3 protein-coding genes are annotated in these 1,961 nt (G+C 74.7%); 2 read left to right on the forward strand and 1 reads right to left on the reverse strand.

Annotated elements, in window-relative coordinates:
• The coding region (locus KDM41_18045; protein ID MCB1185325.1) for an endonuclease/exonuclease/phosphatase family protein at nucleotides 1-740 on the reverse strand (740 nt) is incomplete at its 3' end.
• A 70-nt stretch (nucleotides 741-810) separates the two neighbouring features.
• On the opposite strand from KDM41_18045, the gene KDM41_18050 reads away from it, so the two are divergent.
• Nucleotides 811-1,425, forward strand: coding sequence for a thioredoxin family protein (locus KDM41_18050; GenBank protein ID MCB1185326.1), 615 nt, complete (start codon nucleotides 811-813; stop codon nucleotides 1,423-1,425).
• Nucleotides 1,422-1,961: hypothetical protein (locus tag KDM41_18055; protein MCB1185327.1), on the forward strand; the 540-nt coding region annotated here is incomplete at its 3' end. The genes KDM41_18050 and KDM41_18055, both read left to right, overlap by 4 nt.

Raw genomic sequence — 1,961 nt, forward strand, 5'->3', positions numbered from 1 at the left:
TGGTCGAGCACGGGCACGGAGCCCGGCAGGCGCTTGAAGCGGTTGCGGATCGTCGGGCCGGCGGGCAGGCGCACGGCGTGCAGGCCGCGCCGCCGCATGGCCTGGCGCAACCGGTCGACCTCGAAGTCGGACACGGTGTTGAAGTCACCGCCGAAGACCACGATGTCGCCGCTGCGGGCGAGGCTGTCGGCGGCGGCGGCGTGCTGGGCGAAGCGGTCCTCCTGGTCGACGACCAGCGTGGCCGCGTGGAGGCTGACCGCCCGCAGCACACCCCAGGGGCCGAGGTCGACGTCGGCCCAGACGGCGCTGCGGCGGTGGCCGGTCCAGGGCGTCCCGTGGGGCAGCACGAGCACCCCCGCCGCCGCGATGGGCCAGCGCGACAGCACGGCGTTGCCGAAGAGGTCGGCATCGTGGGGCGAGATCATCGAGGCGGCGTGGGCCAGATGGAAGCCGAGGGCCGCGGCCACGCGGCGGCTGCCGTCGGGGTCCATCTCCTGCAGCAGCACGATGTCGGCGGCGGCGAGGCGCGGATCGGCCCGCAGCTCGCGCACGGCCAGGTCCACGCTGTCGGCGTAGGCGATGTTCCAACTGAGGACACGCAGCGAGTCGAGCGCCGCCGGCGGTGCGTCGAGCAGCCCGCGGCCCCGGTGGACCGGGACGGTTTCCGGGACGTAGCCCGTCTGGACGCCGCACGACGCCGCGCACCCGAGCAGGGCCATCAGGATGGCGGCCATTGCCATTTGGAAATTCACGCGCATGGTGAGAACATAGCAGACGAATCCGCGCCCGGGAAAACCCAAGGAGACCATCGTGTCCGAGATCCTCGAACTCATCGCCGCCGCCGCCCTGGACCCCGCCGCCTATCAGGCCGAATTCGAGCGCCAGGCGGCCACCGAGCCCGGCCCCGACGCCGACGCCGAGACCCGGGAGCACTGGGAGTTCACGGGCCTGAACCTGCACCGCACCAACCGCATCGCGCGCACCTGGCGGCCGTCGGCGGAGCTGGCCGCCCTCCTGGCCCGCCTGCCCGGGCCCCAGACCTGGCTCGCCGTCACCGAGCCGTGGTGCGGCGACTCGGCCCAGTGCCTGCCCTGCATCGCGGCCCTCGCCGCGGCGCGCGACGACATCGACCTGCGCCTGGTCCTGCGCGACGCGCACCCGGAGATCATGGACCGCTACCTGACCAACGGATCGCGCAGCATCCCCATCCTGGTCGGGCTGGACGCCGCCGGCACCGAGCTCTTCCGCTGGGGTCCGCGCCCGGCCGCCGCCCAGGACGTCGTGGTCGCGGCCAGGGCCGAGGGCCTGGCGAAGCCCGACGTGCTCGAGCGCCTGCACCTGTTCTACGGGCGCAATCGCGGCCAGGCCCTGGACGCCGAGTTCGTGGCGGTCTTCGCCGCCGTCGCCGGCGGGGGCCGCGCGTGATCCTGCACCGCGACGACGACTGGCTCGTGGTGGACAAGCCCACCGGTCTGGCCACCCACGCGGGCAAGCCGGGCGAGCTGGGCGCGGCCGAGTGGCTCGCGCTGCACCGCGACGAGGAGGTGCACATCGTGTCGCGTCTGGATCGGGGCACGAGCGGCGTGCTGCTGCTGGCCCGCCATGCGGACGCCTCGGCCCGGGCCCAGGAGATCCACGCGAGCGGTGCCGCGACGAAGACGTACTCCTTCCTGGCCGCTGCCGACAGCCGCGACCTGGCGCTCGGCGACGCCTGGACGCGCGAGGACGAGGTCGACGGCAAGACGGCGGCCACGGCGTTCCGTCGCATCGGGCGCAGCGCCGACGGCCGGTGGGTGCACTACGAGGCGACCCTCTCCCACGGTCGTCGGCACCAGGTGCGGCGGCATGCGGCCCTCGCCGGGGTGCCGCTGCTCGGCGACGACGAGCACGGCGGACCGGCCGCGCCCCGCCTCGCCCTGCACTGCCGCGAGGTGCGCTGGCCCGGGCTCGCGGCGCCGCTG

It is taken from the genome of bacterium, assembly GCA_020440705.1.
Lineage (GTDB): Bacteria > Krumholzibacteriota > Krumholzibacteriia > LZORAL124-64-63 > LZORAL124-64-63 > JAGRNP01.